This window comes from Aeromonas sp. R9-2 (genome assembly GCF_040908025.1).
Taxonomy (GTDB): domain Bacteria; phylum Pseudomonadota; class Gammaproteobacteria; order Enterobacterales; family Aeromonadaceae; genus Aeromonas; species Aeromonas veronii.
In genome coordinates this window covers 128,247-142,333 of record NZ_JBFOCX010000035.1, presented here as the reverse complement: position 1 = coordinate 142,333, position 14,087 = coordinate 128,247, and the positions used below count along the sequence as shown (strand labels likewise).

The following is a 14,087-nucleotide window of genomic DNA, read 5'->3' as shown; positions in this document are numbered from 1 at the left end:
TGGGGCCGCTCTGCCGTTCGGCCCCTCGCCATAAAGGAACGTTATGCTGATTGTGGTTTCCCCGGCCAAGACGCTGGATTACGAGTCACCGCTGGTGACACCCCGTTTCACCCAACCCGAGCTGCTGGATCACTCCGCCGAACTGATTAGCCGGGCCCGCCAACTGAGCCCGGACCAGATCGCCACTCTGATGAAGATCAGCGACAAGCTGGCCGGTCTCAATGCCGCCCGTTTTGCCGAGTGGCAGCCAGATTTCACCCCCGCCAATGCCCGTCAGGCACTGCTGGCTTTCAAGGGGGATGTCTACACCGGTTTGGCGGTAGAGGATTTTAGCGAGGCCGATTTTGACTTTGCTCAGGCACACCTGCGGATGCTCTCCGGCCTCTATGGCGTGTTGCGTCCCCTCGACCTGATGATGCCCTATCGACTGGAGATGGGGACCAGGCTCGACAATAGCCGAGGCAAGGATCTCTACCAGTTCTGGGGCGAGGTGATCACTCACCACCTCAACGACGCGCTGGCAGCGCAGGGGGATGAAGTGCTGATCAATCTGGCCTCCGACGAGTATTTCAAGTCGGTACGACCCAAGAGCCTGAAAGGGCGGATTGTCACACCGGTGTTCAAGGATGAGAAAAACGGCCAGTTCAAGATCATCAGCTTCTACGCCAAGAAGGCGCGCGGCATGATGGCTCGCCACATCATCAAGCACCGTCTGACCGAGGTGGAGCAGCTGACCGGTTTCAACGCCGAGGGTTACTACTTCGTGCCGGAAGAGTCGGACGCCAATACCCTGATGTTTAAACGCGCCGAAAATTAATTACAAAAAGAGGGAACCAATCTTTCGACCCGCGGGTCTGAATATGTGAATCCTCTGTTGTAAGCACTTTTTATTCGCCGACGTTTGATACGTCGGCTTTTTTATTGCCGTTTTTATTGTCCATCGATTGCCTTCGCCGGGACTATGTGGTTCAGATAGACTCAAGACAGGGAGCGAGTCGTCGTGAGGTGAATATGGAACAGAAAAATGCCATTCGGCAGGTTGCCGTCCCTTGGGCTCCGTCCCGCCAGCTACCGCCCGGTCTGGTTGTGGCCGAGCTGCATCAGGATCTCTGGAGCGACTCTCTGACCATCATGCTGGGGCGGGCACGCAGCATCGATCTGCCCCCGCAAATCCTCTGCCGGGTCTATTTTCGCCATATCTATGCCCTGCGGGTCATCGAGGATTGCGATCTGGCCGAGGGGAAGGATAGCCACGCCATCGAAGAGCAGATCCAGCTCATCACTCCATCCCGTTTTGCCAGCTGGTTCCATCAGGAGTCGGACGGCCTGCATCTGGATGAAGATCTGCAGCACTATCGCATCTCGACCTGGGATTATTGTGCCGATGTGCTGACCTCCTCGGCGCCGGAGCTGCAATTCCTGCCCCAGAGCGAGTAGCCAGCTGTTACGTCAGAGGCGAAGGATGATCCTTCGCCTCTTGGTTTTTGGGCTGGTGCAGATTTTGTGGCGTTCAGGCCATTCAGCTTGGGTGGTGGCCTGTTGTGTCGGCACAAAAAAAGCGCCTCAGAGGAGGCGCGGGGAAAAAGACAGATTGGAAGCGTCACATGGGTGCTACTTGAATCAGCGAATGAGCCGTGCCATTCAAGTATGGAGCCATCATGCCAAGCTCAATCTGAAGTAGTTCTGAGGCGATTCTTCATTTTCTGTTCATCTTGTCAGCAAAGCGTGGTCACTGACTGAAAGCCTTTTCATTCTGGTCGCGATATTGTCCCGCCCTCTCCAAGGCGCTCACCGTCTCATGGGGCCAGCTCGAATGTTGTGCCTTCCTGTTCCAGTGCCAGCAACCAGCGCTTGATGGGAATGCCGCCAGCATAGCCGGTCAGATTGCCGCTGCGTCCGATCACCCGATGGCAGGGTACTATGATGCTCAGCGGATTGCGGCCATTGGCAGCACCTACCGCTCGCACTGCCTTGGGATTGCCGATAGCCTGGGCAATCTCGAGATAGCTCACGGTCTCGCCATAGGGGATATCACACAAAGCGTTCCACACCGTTTGCTGGAACGGGGTGCCCTTCGCTGCCATGGGCAGATCGAACTGCTGCAATTTTCCGGCAAAATAGGCGGTGAACTGGGCAAGATAGGGGGCCAGCGCCTTGTCATCCCGTTGCCAGTCAGTTTGCGGCATGACGGGGCGCTCCCCGTGCATGAACTCCACGTGGCGCAGGCCATCCTGATCGATGGCGACCAGCAGGGGGCCGCGGGCGCTGTCGCAAAAACTGTATCTCATCGGCTGACATCCTTTGGGGGTCGGGGGGGGCTCAGTCCAGAACTGGTTTGCCGCGGGCGGACTTGATATCCCCCTTGCGCTTTTTGGCATCGACCCGTTTGCGCTGGGAGCTGCGGGTCGGCTTGGTGGCATGACGAGCCTTGGGGCGCCAGGCTGCTTTTTTCAGCAACTCCACCAGACGGCTCATCGCCTCCTTGCGGTTCATGTCCTGGCTGCGATGGCTCTCGACCCGGATCAGTACAAAGCCATCGTGTACCCGGCTGTCGCTCAGCTTGTCGAGACCCTCCTTGTAGAGGGGCGTCAGGCTGGGAGAGTTGCGGTAATCGAAGCGCAACCAGACGGCGGAGTCGGTCTTGTTGACGTGCTGTCCACCGTTGCCCTGTGCCCGCATGGTCTGAAATTGCAGCTCATGCCAGGGAATTGTGACGCTGTTGGAGATAACTAACATGCTGTTTTGCTCTTGTTTGGTGCATACCCGCTGACCGCTGCAGCATGGTGCCTCATTATGGGGCGTGCTGGCCAGTTATGGGGATGTACCTGGCGAATGGCGCCGACATTAAACTCTATCTATATGAAATAAAACAATAAAAATACTTGGCATAAGAATTGAAACCCGATTCATGACACACCATGGATTGGGAGCAACCAGATGAAGCTGATTAGTGCGATTATCAAACCGTTCAAGTTGGACGATGTCCGCGAGGCTATTGCCAACCTGGGGGTGGAAGGGCTGACCGTGTCCGAGGTCAAGGGATTTGGCCGCCAGAAGGGACACACCGAATTATACCGGGGAGCCGAGTATCAGGTCGACTTCCTGCCCAAGGTGAAGCTGGAGATTGCCACCGCCGATGATAACGTGGAAGGGGTGATCGAGGCGATCTGCAAGGCGGCCTATACCGGCAAGATCGGCGACGGCAAGATTTTTGTCTACGACTTGCTGCAAGCGGTGCGTATCCGCACCGGCGAAAGTGACGACGAGGCACTGTGATGAACCGCATCCGTGACGTACAGATCTGTTGACCTCCCGATCTCGGGGAATCCCGATGGAGTGAGCGCTTATTGAAGCCTGATCAACATAACGTTTTGCTCAGAAGAGGCCGAATGGGATTCCATCCGGCCCTTTTCATTTATGGGCGATGAAATATGTGATGTGGCGACGGCGAGCTTTCTTGATCCGCTTATAAGATGTATGCAGAATGCAAACGGAAATCGTTATCACTCTGTATAGCTAATCAAGGAATGGATGATGAAAATGAAGATGTTGGCACTGGCTTTCTCTGCGTTGGCAGCTCAGTCGGCATTGGCGGCCGGGGAAGTGAATGTCTACTCCAACCGGCAGGATGAGCTGATCAAGCCCATCATCCAGCAGTTCGAGAAGGAATCTGGCATCAAGGTGAACGTGGTGTTCGCCAAAGAGGGATTGAACGAGCGTCTGGAGCGGGAAGGCAAGCTCTCTCCGGCCGACCTGATGCTGACCGTCGATATCAGCCGTCTGACCGATCTGGTGGACAAGGGGTTGGTACAGCCGGTGGATAGCAAGATCCTGCAGGAGAACATCCCCGCCATCTATCGTGATCCGGAGAATCGCTGGTTCGCCCTGACCACCCGGGTTCGCGCCATCTACTCCAGCAAGGATCGCCTAGGCAAGCTCGACACCATCAGCTACGAAGACTTGGCCAAGCCTGAATTCAAAGGAAAAATCTGCACCCGCAGCGGCAAGCATGAGTACAATGTGGCGCTGGTCTCCTCCATGATTGCCCATCACGGCATGGCCGAGACCAAAACCTGGCTGGAAGGGGTCAAGGCCAACCTGGCGCGTAAGCCGCAGGGCAACGACCGGGATCAGGTCAAGGCGATCAAGGATGGCATCTGTGACCTGTCGCTCGGCAACAGCTACTATCTGGGCGCCATGTTGAAAGATCCGGCGCAGAAGTCCTGGGCGGATGCGGTCTATATCAACTTCCCGAACCAGGCTGACCGCGGTGCCCATGTCAACGTGAGCGGCGTGGCCATGACCAAATATGCCAAGAACAAGGCCGAGGCCCAGAAGCTGATGGAGTTTCTGGCTGGCGACACCGCCCAGCACATGTATGCGGACGTGAACGCCGAATATCCGGTCAAGGCCGGAGTCGAGCCTTCCGCCATGGTCAAGTCCTGGGGCAGTTTCAAGTCTGACGCACTACCGGTCAGCGATTACGCCAAGCACCGCAAGGACGCCTTGCAGTTGCTGGATGAAGTGAAGTTCGATTTGTAATCAGATGGGGCCAACGGCCCCATCAACATCTGTGGTCTCATGAAAAATTTTGGATGGATGACCGGCAGCTGGGCCATCGCCCTGCTGCTGGGTTTACCGGTTATAGCCCTGCTTTTCTCTGCCTTCTCGGCTGAGGGAGATCTCTTTCGCCACCTCGCCGATACCGTGCTGCTCGATTATTTGGGCAATACCCTGGGGCTGGTGGTCGGCGTGGTGCTGCTCAGCCTGCTGTTTGGCGTACCCACCGCCTGGCTGGTGGCCATGTGTCAGGTGCCGGGGCGGCGCGCCCTGCAGTGGGCCTTGATGCTGCCAATGGCCATGCCCTCCTATATCGTCGCCTACGTCTATACCGACCTGCTCGACTATTCGGGCCCCCTACAGGCCGGGTTGCGAGCACTCTTTGGCTGGAACAGTCCAGCCGATTACTGGTTTCCGGCCATTCGCTCCCTTGGCGGCGCCGCCTGGGTGCTGGCGCTGGTGCTGTTCCCCTATGTCTATCTGCTGACCCGCGCCTCTTTTCTCGAGCTGTCAGTCAGCCTGATCCACTCCAGCCGCCTGCTCGGTTGTACGCCGTGGCAGGGCTTTCATCGTCTCAGTCTGCCGCTGGCGCGCCCCGCCATCATGGTGGCGGTATCGCTGGTGGCCATGGAGACGCTGGCCGATTTCGCCACCGTCCACTTCTTTGCCATCAACACCCTGACCACGGCGGTCTATGACACCTGGCTCGGCTATGGCAGTCTGGCCACCGCGGCGAAACTCTCCTGCCTGATGTTGCTGGCTGTGGTGCTGTTGATCGCGCTGGAGCGCCGCTCGCGCAGTCGGCAGCAGGTGTTCCAGAAGTCCATGGGCCATGAGCAGCCGCTGCGCTATCCGCTCAAGGGGATTCGCCGCGCTCTCGCCGGTCTCTGGTGCTGGGGGTTGGTGCTGGCCGGTTTCGGCCTGCCGTTCGTCATCCTGCTTGACTACGGTGTGCGCTACTTCGAGTTGTCGTGGACGCCGGAGTTTGTTCGCTTCGCCGGCAACAGTCTGCTCATCTCGGCGCTGACCGCCCTGCTGGCCATGGGGATTGCCCTGCTGCTCGGTTTCTTCCGTCGCCTCGATGGCGGGATAAAGAGTTTGTTGCCCCTGCGCATCGCCGCCATGGGTTACGCCATGCCGGGTACCGTGCTCGCCATCGGTGTGCTGGTACCGCTCACCGCCCTCGACTTTGCCATCAACGATCTGGCCGAGTGGCTCGGGCGTCAAGGCCCGGGCTTGCTGCTGACCGGCACCATCACCGCCATCGTGTTCGGTTATCTGGTGCGCTTCGTGGCCATCGCCATCGGCTCGGTGGAGAGCAGCATGGGCAAGATCTCCCCCAGTCTCGACATGGCTGCCCGCTCCCTGGGGCAGGGGGATGGCGGCATGCTGCGCCGGGTCCATCTGCCGCTGGTGCGCCGCGGTCTGTTTGCCGGTGCCATGCTGGTGTTTATCGAATCCATGAAGGAGCTGCCCGCCGCCCTGCTGCTGCGGCCGTTCAACTTCGATACTCTGGCGACCCACGTCTATCAGTTTGTCTCGGACGAGATGCTGGAGCGTGGCGCGCTGGGGGCTATCGTCATTGTGCTGGTGGGGCTGTTGCCGCTGATCTGGGTCAACCGCAGTCTGGACAGTCCGGGCCACTGAGTCGCCGCGTCGGTCAATGAAATTGCATGCGGTGTGCTGAACCGAAAGGCAGCGCGCCGCCAGAAACGAGAGGAAGTCAGCCTTGTCCTGTTTGCAGGTTGAAAATGTCAGCTGTCGTTACAACGGCCGCAATGTGCTGGAGCAGCTCTCCCTGACGGTGGCAGACAACGAGATCGTCTGCCTGCTGGGAGCCAGTGGCTGCGGCAAAACCACGTTGCTCAAGGCCATCGCCGGGCTGCTGCCGTTGGCAGAGGGCTCTATTCGCCTCGGCGATACCCTGCTCGACGGGCCGGGTGCCAGCGTGCCGCCCGAGGCGCGCAACATCGGCATGATCTTTCAGGATTACGCCCTCTTTCCCCACCTGACGGTGGCCGACAATGTCGGCTTTGGCCTGACCAAACTCGATCGCCGCGCCCGCCAGCAGCAGGTGGACGAGGCGCTGGCGCTGGTCAATCTGCAGGGGCTGGGGGATCGCTATCCGCACCAGCTCTCCGGTGGTCAGCAGCAGCGGGTGGCTATCGCCCGGGCGCTGGTGTGCAAGCCGCGGCTGATGCTGCTGGATGAGCCCTTCTCCAACATCGATACCCAGGTGCGGATGAAGCTGATCCTCGAGATCCGAACCCTGCTCAAGCAGCAGGGGATTGGCGCCATCTTCGTCAGCCATAGCAAGGAAGAGGCGTTCGCCTTCGCCGATCGGCTGGCGCTGTTTCGCGCTGGTCACATCGAACAGGTGGGCCAGCCGGAGCAGCTCTATCGCCGTCCGCAAAACCGCTTCGTGGCGGAGTTTCTCGGTGGGGTCAACTATCTGGCTGCCGAGGTGGTGGACAGCCACTGCGTGCAGACGGCGCTCGGGGTCATTTGTGGCAGTGAGCCTCATGGCCGTGCGGTGGGTGAGCAGTTGCAGCTGATGCTCAGACCCCAGCAACTGCTGCTGGAGAGCGCCGCAGATGGGGAGCTCAAGGTGGTGGAGCAGCAGTTCCTCGGCCACCACTGCCGGGTGCTGTTCGAGTGTGGCGATCTGCAGCTGGAGGCGAGCATTGGCGAGCCCCTTGATGGGATGCGGGCACGGATCAAGGTCGCTCCCCATGGATTGGTGTTGTTTGACCCTTTGCCCTGAACGCGTGATATCGTCGTGAAATCAAAGAACTGGATCCACTCTGGTTTATAATCGCGCAACGCAAATAGCCCGTAACGCTAACGCCTACTCAGGGGAGAGATATATGAAAGCCCAAGCCGGGATCTGCGCAGAGCCGAATCTGCACGCCCTCTATCTGATGTTCAATCGTACCGGCGATGCCGCCGAACTGGTCGGCCGTCTGGCCAAACTGCCCGCCTTGTGGCAGGCGGTCGCCGCCGATTTCCCCGATGCCGGTTTCAGCGGTCTGGTTGCCGTTGGCGCCGATGCCTGGGATGGTCTCTACCCTGCCGCCCGTCCGCCCCAGTTCCGCAGCTTTATGGCGCAATCCGCCAACGGTCAGGAGGCCCCCAACACCCCGTTTGATCTCTTTATTCAGCTGCGCGCCGATCGGGTGGATGTGCTGCACCACGCCGGTCACCGAGTGATGGCACTGCTGGCCGGACTGGTCGAACTGGCCGAAGAGGTGCGCGGTTTCCGCAATCTGGATTGCCGTGACCTGACCGGTTTCGTCGATGGCACCGAGAACCCGCAGGATGAACACCGTGCCGAAGTGGCGCTGCTGGCTGATGGCGAGTTTGCCGGTGGCTCCTACATTCACGTCCAGCGCTGGGTCCACGCCATGAGCGACTGGGAGAAGCTGGCGCAAAAAGAGCAGGAAGACATTATCGGTCGTACCAAGCCCGACAATATCGAGTATGAATCTGCTGCCAAGCCGCTGACCGCCCACATCAAGCGGGTCAACCTCAAGACGCCGAAAGGGGAGTCCATGGAGATCCTGCGCCAGAGCATGCCCTGGGGCACCATGACCGAGCAGGGACTCTACTTCATCTCCTGCTGCCGCACTCCGCAGCACTTCAACGCCATGCTGGCCAGCATGTACAAGGGGGAGGGCAGCCACTTTGACCACCTGCTGCGCTTCACCAAGGCCGTGACCGGCGCGGCTTTCTTCGCTCCATCTGAAGGTTTTCTGATGGCGCAGGGCAAATAAGCCCGCCTGACTAAGACTCAGAAAACAAAAATCCCGGCCTTGGCCGGGATTTTTCGTTCTGGCGTGACCGCTATGACGCGGTAGCGGCCATTACGGCGTCTGTTCGAACAGCTCGAGGGCGGAGAGGTAGAGCTCTTCGATATCGGTGTCGCTGGTCGGGGTGATGAAGATGGTGTCATCACCGGCGATGGTACCGAGGATCCCCTCTGCCTTGCCGAGGGAGTCGAGCAGGCGGGCGATCAGCTGGGCTGCGCCCGGGCTGGTGTGGATCACCACCAGTGCGCCGTTGTGATCGACGTCCAGTACCAGATTCTTGAGCGGGCTGGAGGTGGTGGGCACGCCCAGTTCCACCGGCAGGCAGTAGACCATCTCCATCTTGGCGTTGCGAGTGCGAACGGCGCCGAAGCGGCTCAGCATGCGCGATACCTTGGACTGGTTGATGTTCTCGAAGCCCAGCTCTTGCAGGGCGGTGACGATTTCTGCCTGGGAGCCAAAGCGCTCTTCTTTCAGCAAGGCTTTAAAGGCCTTGGCCAGTTTTTCTTGCTTGTCGTTGTGTTTCATCTTGGTCTCACGAATGAGGAGGTGTGGCGGCCTGTGCAATACAGGCGGCAGATACGAACAGCGGGGCCATTTTGCATTCATATGCCGTTTTTTGCAAGGAAGCGGCGCTTGTTCTGCATATTGATTCAAAAATGGCTTGCATCAACCTTTATTAGGGATAGAATCGGGATGAAATTTTGAAAACTTATTCAATTGGGCTGTATGGGTATTGAATTAATAGGTATCGAGAAGTCCTGGCACAAGGTGCCGGTTCTGCAACAGGTCAGCTTTCGGACATCCCCCGGTGAAACCTTGGTGTTGCTGGGCCCGAGCGGTGCTGGCAAGAGTTCCCTGCTACGGATGATGAACCTGCTGGATACCCCGGATGCGGGTGTTCTGCGGATTGGTGAAAGTGAATTTTCTTTCCCGAACTCCCTCTCTGCTGCCGAATTCAACCGCCAGTCCCAACTGCTGCGTCGCAAGGTGGGGATGGTGTTCCAGCAGTACAATCTCTGGCCACATCTCACTGTGATGGAGAATCTGATTGAAGCGCCGGTCAAGGTGCTCGGCATGAGCAAGGAGGCTGCCATCGAGAAGGGGGCCTATCTGCTGGCCCAGCTGCAACTGGCCGACAAGCGTGATGCCTGGCCTGCCCGTCTCTCCGGCGGTCAGCAGCAGCGGGTGGCCATTGCCCGTACCCTGATGATGGACCCGGAAGTGCTGCTGTTTGACGAGCCGACAGCTGCCCTCGATCCCGAGATCACCAAGGAGGTGGCCGAGATCATCCGCAACCTGAGCCAGACCGGCATTACCCAGGTGGTGGTGACCCACGAGGTCGACTTTGCCCGCAAGGTGGCCAGCCAGGTGATTTATCTGGAGAAGGGGCGGATCATCGAATCCGGCACCGCTGCCATTTTCCAATCCCCGCAAACCAGCCGGTTTGCCGAATTCTTGATGCATTGATATTGAATCGATAAGGAAGCTGTCATGAAAAAGAGTCTGTTGTTGGTTGCTGCCATGGGCCTGTTGAGTACCTCCGTCATGGCCAAAGAGATCAAGTTCGCCACCGAGGCCACCTACGCGCCGTTCGAATACCTGGATGACAAGAACGAGTTTCAGGGTTTTGACATCGATCTGGCGCGCGCCATCTGCGAGCAGGCCAAGCTGGAGTGCAGCTTCCATAACCAGGCCTTTGACAGCCTGATCCCCAGCCTCAAATTCCGTCGCTACGATGCAGCCATCGCCGCCATGGACGTGACCCCGGAGCGCTCCGCTCAGGTCGACTTCTCCGACATCTACTACGAGAACTCGGCCGTATTCGTCGCCAAGAAAGGGGCCTTCAAGGGGCCGGAAGAGATGGTCGACAAGACTGTCGGTGTGCAGAACGGTACCTCTCACCAGTCCTATCTGGTGGATAACTGGGTGAGCAAGGGTCTGCTGACCGTGCCGTACGCCAGCTACCAGAGTGCCTTCCTCGACATGATGAATGGCCGTACCGACGGTGTGTTTGCTGATACCGCTGTCGCAGCCGACTGGCTGAAGCAGCACAAGGAGTATGCGGTGGTGGGTGCACCGGTGACGGATGCCAAGTACTTCGGTACCGGCTTTGGCATCGCGGTCGCCAAGGGCAATCAGGAGCTGCTGACCCAGCTGAACAAGGGGCTGGCCGAGATCAAGGCCAATGGCACCTATCAGAAAATCTTCGACAAATACTTCGCGCAGTAAGCCATGTTGAGCCTGTTGTTGGATGCAGCCTGGATGACCCTCGGGCTGGCCTTGGCATCACTGGTCGGGGGCATGGTATTGGCACTGGCGTTCAGTGCCGCCGAGCTCAGCAAGCAGCGTGCGCTGGTGTGGCCGGTGGCCACCCTGACCACGCTGATCCGTGGCCTGCCCGAGTTGCTGGTGGTGCTGTTCATCTACTTCGGCTCGACCCAGGTGCTGTTCCTCATCACTGGCGAGTATGTGGAGTTCAGTCCGTTCGCCTGTGGCGTGCTGGCGCTCTCCCTGCTGTTCGCCAGCTATGCGACCCAGACCCTGCGGGCGGCGCTCAATGCGGTGCCTTCAGGTCAACGGCTGGCGGCGCTGGCGTTGGGTTTGAGCAAGAGGCACATCTTTTTTCGCATCGTGTTGCCGCAGGCGTGGCGCCATGCCTTGCCGGGCCTCGGCAACCAGTGGCTGGTATTGCTGAAAGATACCGCGCTGGTGTCGCTTATCGGGGTCAACGAGATGATGCGTCAGGCCCAGATGGCCTCGGCCAGTACCTATGAGCCTTTCACCTGGTATGCCGCTGCCGCCCTCATCTATCTGGCCATCAGTCTGGTGAGTGAATATGGCCTCGGGCTGGCTGCCCGCTACACCCGCCGCTACGGAGGCTAACTGATGCAAGAGTATCTCGTTACGTTGCTGGGCGGTCTGGTCACCACGCTGGAACTGACCCTGTTCAGCCTGCTGCTGGGGATTGTGCTGGCGGCCCTGATGACCTGGGTGCTGGAGTTGCGCCTGCCGGTGGCGACCCAGCTGGTGCAGCTGTGGGTGCTGCTCTTTACCGGTACGCCGCTGCTCATTCAGATCTTCCTGATTTACTACGGGCCGGGCCAGTTTGAGTGGCTGAAAGCTAGCCCGCTCTGGCCGCTGCTCAAGCAGCCCTGGTTCTGCGCCGTGCTGGCGCTGGGTCTCAACACAGCGGCTTATTCCACCCGGTTGTTCAAGGGGGCGCTTGATGCCATCCCGGCCGGTGAAGTAGAGGCGTGTCGTGCGCTTGGCTTTAACGGCCGCCAGACCTTGTGGATGAAGGTGCGTCATGCTGCCCGTCATCTGGTGCCTGCCTACTCCAACGAGGTGATCCTGGTGCTCAAGGGGAGCTCCCTCGCCAGTACCATCACCATCATGGACATCATGGGGCTGGCGCAGGGGTTGAACGCCCAGACCTACGATACCCTGGCGGTGTTCGGGGTGGCTGGCGGGCTTTATCTGGCGATGAACGGATTGTTAACAATTGGTTTTCGCTGGTGTGAAAAACGGGCGCTGGCATTCCAATCCTGAGACCCTTGAATCTACCTCTTTATGGTAAGGGGAAGTGCAGAAAAACTGTGCTTCTCCTCCAACTTTTTGTATTTCCCTCCAATTTTTGCTCCCGCATGTTTCGTGGCTCACAGAACCCGTGACTGCAACTGTTATCAGATTGTTTTTTATGGGGGGATCCATTAAGGTTGGGCGCACAACAACAAACAACCTTAAACCTACGCTTAAACATGGAGTTGATCATGAAAGTTGCCGTTCTGGGTGCCGCTGGTGGCATCGGTCAAGCCCTCGCTCTGCTGTTGAAAAACCGTCTGCCTGCCGGCTCCGAGCTGAGCCTGTATGACATCGCCCCGGTTACTCCGGGTGTGGCCGTTGACCTCAGTCATATTCCTACCGACGTCGCCATCAAGGGCTTCTGCGGTGAAGATCCGACTCCTGCGCTGGTTGGGGCCGATGTGGTGCTGATCTCCGCCGGTGTGGCACGCAAGCCGGGGATGGATCGCTCCGACCTGTTCAATATCAACGCCGGTATCGTCAAGAATCTGGTCGAGAAGTGCGCGGCCACTTGCCCGAAAGCACTGATCGGCATCATCACCAACCCGGTCAACACCACTGTGGCTATCGCCGCCGAAGTGCTGAAGAAAGCCGGTGTCTATGACAAGCGTCGCCTGTTCGGTGTCACCACCCTGGACGTGATCCGCGCCGAGACCTTCGTGGCCGCTGCCAAAGGGTTGAACATCGACAAGGTACGCGTCAATGTGATCGGTGGTCACAGTGGCGTCACCATCCTGCCGCTGCTCTCCCAGATTGAAGGCGCCTCCTTCACTGCTGAAGAAGTGGCTGCAATGACCAAGCGTATCCAGAATGCTGGCACCGAAGTGGTTGAAGCCAAGGCTGGTGGCGGTTCCGCAACCCTCTCCATGGGTCAGGCGGCTTGCCGTTTTGGTCTCTCCCTTATCAAGGGTCTGCAGGGCGAAGCCAACGTTGTCGAGTGCGCCTACGTGGAAGGCAACGGCGAGCACGCCACCTTCTTCGCGCAGCCGGTACTGCTGGGCAAGAACGGCGTCGAAACCGTACTGGATTACGGCAAGCTGAGCGCCTTCGAGCAGGAAGCGATGGAAGGCATGCTGGCTACCCTGAAAGCCGATATCCAGCTGGGTGTCGATTTCGTCAAGTAAGCGGGTCAACCGTGCCAACAAGGGAGCTTCGGCTCCCTTTTGTATTGATGAGATCCGCCCGGCAGGCTAAGGGGATGGGGCTTGGTGCCGATAACAGAGTGCAGCAGGAGATCCTTATGATGAAACCCCTTACCCTTCTCGTTCTTGTCGGTGCATTCACCGCGCCCCTCTATGGTGCCGAGGCGGTATCGGCTGCCGTATCGAGCGATGCGCCTGCAGCAAGTGCATCGGCACCGACAGCAAGCAGTGCTGCGGTGGCAACGGCCCCTGTCTCTGCTGCTACGCCAGCTCCCTCTGAGGCAGTCCCCGTCTTGCTTCCGGCCGAGCCGGTCACACCCGTTGCCAGCAGTGGCGAGGGGGCCGCGCCGCTGCCAAAACCGGCGGAGCCTGCTGCTGTGGTGGCGCCTCCCGCTCCTCTGGCCGCTGGCGAGTTGCAGGCGGTGCCGCTCTATCGTCAGGACGAGCTGCTCAACTGGATTGAGCAGGGGCGCCACCTCACTCAGGTTAAACAGGATCGCTGTCAGCTGACTCAGGATATCGAAGCGCGCGCCTCGGTGATGAAGATCCCGGCCTATCAATTCCTCTGGGGGGATATGCTGGCGTGGGGGGTCTGTACCAAGTCCAACGCCGAGCTCGGGGTGCAATATATGTGGGAGGCGGCCAATCAGGGGTTGGCGCCGGCGCTGGAGCAGCTGGGTCGCTACTACTGGAAAGGAACTTTGGTGCAGAAGGATTTGGTGCGAGCCGAAACTCTGATGCGCGAGGCGGCCAGCCTTGGTTTTCTGCGGGCTCGCATCGAGTGGGTCGAGATGCTGTTGCAGGGGATGGGCAGTCCGCTCGATTATGAGGACGCCTATCGCTGGCTCCATGGCTCCGTCATTGGTGACAAGGCGCTGCACCAGAAGGCGGCGAGTCTGCTCAACCGTCTTGGCAACAGGATGCCGGCCAACGTGGTGGCCCGCGCCAAGGCGATGCACTGATCCAAAAAAATGACCCACAGATCTGCACCTGT

16 protein-coding genes are annotated in these 14,087 nt (G+C 59.1%); 13 read left to right on the top strand and 3 right to left on the bottom strand.

Translation table 11 applies throughout. The features are described from left to right. The first annotated feature begins 43 nt into the window (after nucleotides 1-43). A complete protein-coding gene (yaaA, locus tag AB5Y71_RS20520) occupies nucleotides 44-817 on the top strand; it encodes a peroxide stress protein YaaA (RefSeq protein ID WP_064338818.1) in 774 nt (257 codons plus the stop codon). A gap of 194 nt (nucleotides 818-1,011) precedes the next feature. Continuing rightward, nucleotides 1,012-1,437, top strand: coding sequence for a hypothetical protein (locus AB5Y71_RS20515; protein WP_005340360.1), 426 nt, complete (start codon nucleotides 1,012-1,014; stop codon nucleotides 1,435-1,437). A gap of 359 nt (nucleotides 1,438-1,796) precedes the next feature. Here AB5Y71_RS20515 and AB5Y71_RS20510 read toward each other — a convergent pair whose 3' ends face one another. After that, the gene (locus tag AB5Y71_RS20510; RefSeq protein ID WP_368172324.1) at nucleotides 1,797-2,288 is read right to left on the bottom strand and encodes a methylated-DNA--[protein]-cysteine S-methyltransferase; all 492 of its coding nucleotides are present in this window, start codon (nucleotides 2,286-2,288) and stop codon (nucleotides 1,797-1,799) included. A gap of 31 nt (nucleotides 2,289-2,319) precedes the next feature. Then, nucleotides 2,320-2,736: an alternative ribosome rescue aminoacyl-tRNA hydrolase ArfB gene (gene arfB / locus AB5Y71_RS20505; RefSeq protein ID WP_019445599.1), complete on the bottom strand. Its 417-nt coding sequence runs from the start codon at nucleotides 2,734-2,736 to the stop codon at nucleotides 2,320-2,322. A 201-nt stretch (nucleotides 2,737-2,937) separates the two neighbouring features. On the opposite strand from arfB, the gene glnK reads away from it, so the two are divergent. The 5 genes from glnK to AB5Y71_RS20480 all read left to right on the top strand — a co-directional run bounded on the left by glnK (nucleotide 2,938) and on the right by AB5Y71_RS20480 (nucleotide 8,333). Next, the gene (gene glnK, locus AB5Y71_RS20500; protein ID WP_005341406.1) at nucleotides 2,938-3,276 is read left to right on the top strand and encodes a P-II family nitrogen regulator; all 339 of its coding nucleotides are present in this window, start codon (nucleotides 2,938-2,940) and stop codon (nucleotides 3,274-3,276) included. Nucleotides 3,277-3,534: 258 nt separating this feature from the next. Continuing rightward, on the top strand, nucleotides 3,535-4,542 hold the full coding sequence (locus tag AB5Y71_RS20495) for a Fe(3+) ABC transporter substrate-binding protein (protein ID WP_368172362.1): 1,008 nt from the start codon (nucleotides 3,535-3,537) through the stop codon (nucleotides 4,540-4,542). A gap of 39 nt (nucleotides 4,543-4,581) precedes the next feature. After that, the gene (locus AB5Y71_RS20490) at nucleotides 4,582-6,207 is read left to right on the top strand and encodes an ABC transporter permease (protein ID WP_368172323.1); all 1,626 of its coding nucleotides are present in this window, start codon (nucleotides 4,582-4,584) and stop codon (nucleotides 6,205-6,207) included. Between the two features lie 82 nt (nucleotides 6,208-6,289). Further along, the gene (locus tag AB5Y71_RS20485; RefSeq protein WP_128815594.1) at nucleotides 6,290-7,324 is read left to right on the top strand and encodes an ABC transporter ATP-binding protein; all 1,035 of its coding nucleotides are present in this window, start codon (nucleotides 6,290-6,292) and stop codon (nucleotides 7,322-7,324) included. A 103-nt stretch (nucleotides 7,325-7,427) separates the two neighbouring features. Next, nucleotides 7,428-8,333, top strand: coding sequence for a Dyp-type peroxidase (locus tag AB5Y71_RS20480; protein WP_040067425.1), 906 nt, complete (start codon nucleotides 7,428-7,430; stop codon nucleotides 8,331-8,333). Nucleotides 8,334-8,423: 90 nt separating this feature from the next. Here the strand turns inward: AB5Y71_RS20480 and argR are convergent, their stop codons facing one another. Then, nucleotides 8,424-8,894 (bottom strand): transcriptional regulator ArgR, encoded by a 471-nt coding sequence (argR, locus tag AB5Y71_RS20475; protein ID WP_005340378.1) that lies wholly within the window; start codon nucleotides 8,892-8,894, stop codon nucleotides 8,424-8,426. A 201-nt stretch (nucleotides 8,895-9,095) separates the two neighbouring features. On the opposite strand from argR, the gene AB5Y71_RS20470 reads away from it, so the two are divergent. The 6 genes from AB5Y71_RS20470 (at nucleotide 9,096) to AB5Y71_RS20445 (ending at nucleotide 14,055) form a co-directional block, all read left to right on the top strand. Continuing rightward, complete coding sequence (locus AB5Y71_RS20470; RefSeq protein ID WP_005357971.1) at nucleotides 9,096-9,836, top strand: ATP-binding cassette domain-containing protein; 741 nt, start codon at nucleotides 9,096-9,098, stop codon at nucleotides 9,834-9,836. A 24-nt stretch (nucleotides 9,837-9,860) separates the two neighbouring features. Beyond that, nucleotides 9,861-10,598, top strand: coding sequence for a transporter substrate-binding domain-containing protein (locus AB5Y71_RS20465; RefSeq protein ID WP_019445594.1), 738 nt, complete (start codon nucleotides 9,861-9,863; stop codon nucleotides 10,596-10,598). A 3-nt stretch (nucleotides 10,599-10,601) separates the two neighbouring features. Continuing rightward, complete coding sequence (artQ, locus tag AB5Y71_RS20460; protein WP_064338813.1) at nucleotides 10,602-11,252, top strand: arginine ABC transporter permease ArtQ; 651 nt, start codon at nucleotides 10,602-10,604, stop codon at nucleotides 11,250-11,252. A 3-nt stretch (nucleotides 11,253-11,255) separates the two neighbouring features. Next, on the top strand, nucleotides 11,256-11,918 hold the full coding sequence (gene artM / locus AB5Y71_RS20455; protein ID WP_005348902.1) for an arginine ABC transporter permease ArtM: 663 nt from the start codon (nucleotides 11,256-11,258) through the stop codon (nucleotides 11,916-11,918). 221 nt (nucleotides 11,919-12,139) lie between these two features. Next, nucleotides 12,140-13,075, top strand: a complete 936-nt coding sequence (gene mdh / locus AB5Y71_RS20450; protein ID WP_005340384.1) for a malate dehydrogenase — start codon at nucleotides 12,140-12,142, stop codon at nucleotides 13,073-13,075. A 395-nt stretch (nucleotides 13,076-13,470) separates the two neighbouring features. Beyond that, the gene (locus tag AB5Y71_RS20445) at nucleotides 13,471-14,055 is read left to right on the top strand and encodes a tetratricopeptide repeat protein (protein ID WP_026034955.1); all 585 of its coding nucleotides are present in this window, start codon (nucleotides 13,471-13,473) and stop codon (nucleotides 14,053-14,055) included. The last annotated feature ends 32 nt before the right edge of the window (nucleotides 14,056-14,087 follow it).

Bases quoted from the DNA above. Each gene is read 5' to 3' on its own strand.
- yaaA (WP_064338818.1), top strand. From the start codon at position 44: ATGCTGATTGTGGTTTCCCCGGCCAAGACGCTGGATTACGAGTCACCG.
- AB5Y71_RS20515 (WP_005340360.1), top strand. From the start codon at position 1,012: ATGGAACAGAAAAATGCCATTCGGCAGGTTGCCGTCCCTTGGGCTCCG.
- AB5Y71_RS20510 (WP_368172324.1), bottom strand. From the start codon at position 2,288: ATGAGATACAGTTTTTGCGACAGCGCCCGCGGCCCCCTGCTGGTCGCC.
- arfB (WP_019445599.1), bottom strand. From the start codon at position 2,736: ATGTTAGTTATCTCCAACAGCGTCACAATTCCCTGGCATGAGCTGCAA.
- glnK (WP_005341406.1), top strand. From the start codon at position 2,938: ATGAAGCTGATTAGTGCGATTATCAAACCGTTCAAGTTGGACGATGTC.
- AB5Y71_RS20495 (WP_368172362.1), top strand. From the start codon at position 3,535: ATGAAAATGAAGATGTTGGCACTGGCTTTCTCTGCGTTGGCAGCTCAG.
- AB5Y71_RS20490 (WP_368172323.1), top strand. From the start codon at position 4,582: ATGAAAAATTTTGGATGGATGACCGGCAGCTGGGCCATCGCCCTGCTG.
- AB5Y71_RS20480 (WP_040067425.1), top strand. From the start codon at position 7,428: ATGAAAGCCCAAGCCGGGATCTGCGCAGAGCCGAATCTGCACGCCCTC.
- argR (WP_005340378.1), bottom strand. From the start codon at position 8,894: ATGAAACACAACGACAAGCAAGAAAAACTGGCCAAGGCCTTTAAAGCC.
- AB5Y71_RS20470 (WP_005357971.1), top strand. From the start codon at position 9,096: ATGGGTATTGAATTAATAGGTATCGAGAAGTCCTGGCACAAGGTGCCG.
- AB5Y71_RS20465 (WP_019445594.1), top strand. From the start codon at position 9,861: ATGAAAAAGAGTCTGTTGTTGGTTGCTGCCATGGGCCTGTTGAGTACC.
- artQ (WP_064338813.1), top strand. From the start codon at position 10,602: ATGTTGAGCCTGTTGTTGGATGCAGCCTGGATGACCCTCGGGCTGGCC.
- artM (WP_005348902.1), top strand. From the start codon at position 11,256: ATGCAAGAGTATCTCGTTACGTTGCTGGGCGGTCTGGTCACCACGCTG.
- mdh (WP_005340384.1), top strand. From the start codon at position 12,140: ATGAAAGTTGCCGTTCTGGGTGCCGCTGGTGGCATCGGTCAAGCCCTC.